This window comes from Bacillus sp. JJ1127, assembly GCF_036965845.1.
Classification (GTDB): domain Bacteria; phylum Bacillota; class Bacilli; order Bacillales; family Bacillaceae_G; genus Bacillus_A.
On sequence record NZ_JBALQK010000030.1, the window covers coordinates 3,234 to 5,346 of the forward strand.

General features: G+C 33.5%; 3 protein-coding genes. All 3 read right to left on the minus strand.

Going from position 1 to position 2,113, the window contains the following annotated elements; translation table 11 throughout:
• Nucleotides 1–139 precede the first annotated feature (139 nt).
• The 3 genes from V7183_RS03845 to V7183_RS03855 are packed head-to-tail and all read right to left on the minus strand — an operon-like array spanning nt 140 to nt 1,811.
• A complete protein-coding gene (locus tag V7183_RS03845) occupies nt 140–295 on the minus strand; it encodes a hypothetical protein (RefSeq protein ID WP_097897722.1) in 156 nt (51 codons plus the stop codon).
• A 14-nt stretch (nt 296–309) separates the two neighbouring features.
• Complete coding sequence (locus V7183_RS03850; protein ID WP_097897721.1) at nt 310–654, minus strand: hypothetical protein; 345 nt, start codon at nt 652–654, stop codon at nt 310–312.
• Between the two features lie 5 nt (nt 655–659).
• Nucleotides 660–1,811 carry an SH3 domain-containing protein gene (locus V7183_RS03855; protein ID WP_335358725.1) on the minus strand — a complete coding sequence of 384 codons (1,152 nt, stop codon included), beginning with the start codon at nt 1,809–1,811 and terminating at the stop codon, nt 660–662.
• Between the last annotated feature and the right edge of the window lie 302 nt (nt 1,812–2,113).

The following is a 2,113-nucleotide window of genomic DNA, read 5'->3' on the forward strand; positions in this document are numbered from 1 at the left end:
AGAGCTGGACAATGCTTTCACCGAATTTTGAGGTGGGAGTATTACTGCCCGCGAATAGCGGGATAAAAAACAGTTGGAGTATAGAGTCTTATGAAGATATTAAAAAAGGATCTCATGGAAGGTGAGATCCTTTTTTCGTTTAATAATATAAAGAGAAAGCAATAAGTACTAAAAATAGCATACCGTACAAAAGAAACTGAGCGTTCTTACTTCCTTGTATACCAAAAAATTCATTCGTTTGTTCGTATAAATTAAATAAGTATTTGATTGGATTGTCTTTGAAAGATTGATACACAATGTTTCCTCTTTCTAGGTTCCTTGTTTTTCTTGTTTCTTCTGATTGCTAGGAACTCTCATATATTGAGATACAACTAGTAAAACCCCCATAAAAAATACAGGGAATATGGCAGATAAATAAAATCCACTACTGACTACATTTGTTATAAAAGCACTTAAAAGAAAAAGTATAACGTATACATGAGCAACTTGTTTTCTTAGCCGAATGCTGAATGCTTCCATCAAAATTTCGAAAATAACAAAGGTAATAATAATAGATAAAAATATAATGTTAGTATTGTAGATTAATAAACAACAGATTAAACCGAAAAAAGCTAGATATTCAATAATTAGTGGTATATTGCGATTGCGTGGCATACAATTTACCTAACTAAGTAAGGCAGTGGATCGACTGCGTTTGTTTTTTCAAGATTCCATTCTCCATTATGTAATTCAAAATGGAGATGCTGTCCAAATGAATGTCCTGTATTTCCCATATGACCTAATACTTGTCCAACTTGAACTTGATCGCCTACTTGTACAGCACGATCTTTCATGTGAGCATAAACAGTTGTATATAATTTTCCCTTTATCTGATGAGCAACGAATACAACATTGCCATAACTAGTCGAATAATAAGATTTCACAACTTTACCAGAAGCAGCTGCATGAATTGGGACATTACCTTCTGCTGCAATATCCACACCATAATGCATTTGTTCCCAACGTACATCAAATGTTGAACTGATTTTTCCTTGTGCTGGAAATTTGAACACAGCTGGAATTGAAGGATTAGCTTGTTTAGTTTGTGATTGATTTTGTGATATATAATCTTTTGCTACATAACCATATCCTGTTCCAAAGCGAATTTTATACCAAGTACCTTCTGTTTCCACCACTTGAACTTGTGTACCGTTTTGTAAAGATCCGATTATGGTATTATTTGTTCCAGCGCCACTGCGTACATTTAATTTAGGTGCAGCAACATAGTAAGAAGGGTTATTTTGTACAGTAATTCCCTTCACTAATGGTTCCGATCCATTAGATACAAACATTTTTTTTACATACCCAACTTGCCCGTTATGTAAGATTTTATACCAATCGCCTTCTGTTCCTTGAATCGTAATAAATTTTCCATTGGGCAATACATCAAGAATAGGAGATTCTGTATTAGGTTCAGAACGAACATTTAATGCATTTGCGTTTACGATATATTGATTGCTAGGCTGAGTAGATTTTGTAAATGAAATAGCATCCTGTTTTATATAGCCTATTTTATTATTGATATTTACTTTATACCAGTCTCGGACTGTCTCAAGAATGGTAACAGAGGTGTTATATGGAATGCTATCGATTGAATTGCTGTTTACGTTTGTACTTGGGTATAATTCTACTTTTTCTACGTTTACATATCCGATTTTTGCTTTAGGTATTTGTTGAGCAGATGCTGTCTGCATATCCACTTCTGTCATAGAAGGAAGTAAGGAAGCGATTGCGACAGTAGTTGCTGTTAATGCTGTAGCTTTCATGTTCATCTAATAAAGGCCTCCCCTAGGTGTACTGTTATATTTTTATTATAGTATAAAGATATAATATATTGGGTATTATTCACATAAATGTAATATGAAAATTAATAAATAACTTTAAACATATGGAGATATAATGAATGAACCTTTCCTAATACTTTTATCCTGCTATTTTGGCTATATATACATCAATTAAAAACCCCCTCTTTTAGGTGGGAGAGAACATCTGGCCATGTAAAGAAGCGGTCAGGTCCTGTTTTTGCCACATATGAAGTAAAAACAGAAAGAGCAAATGAGTGTAGGTTACTTTT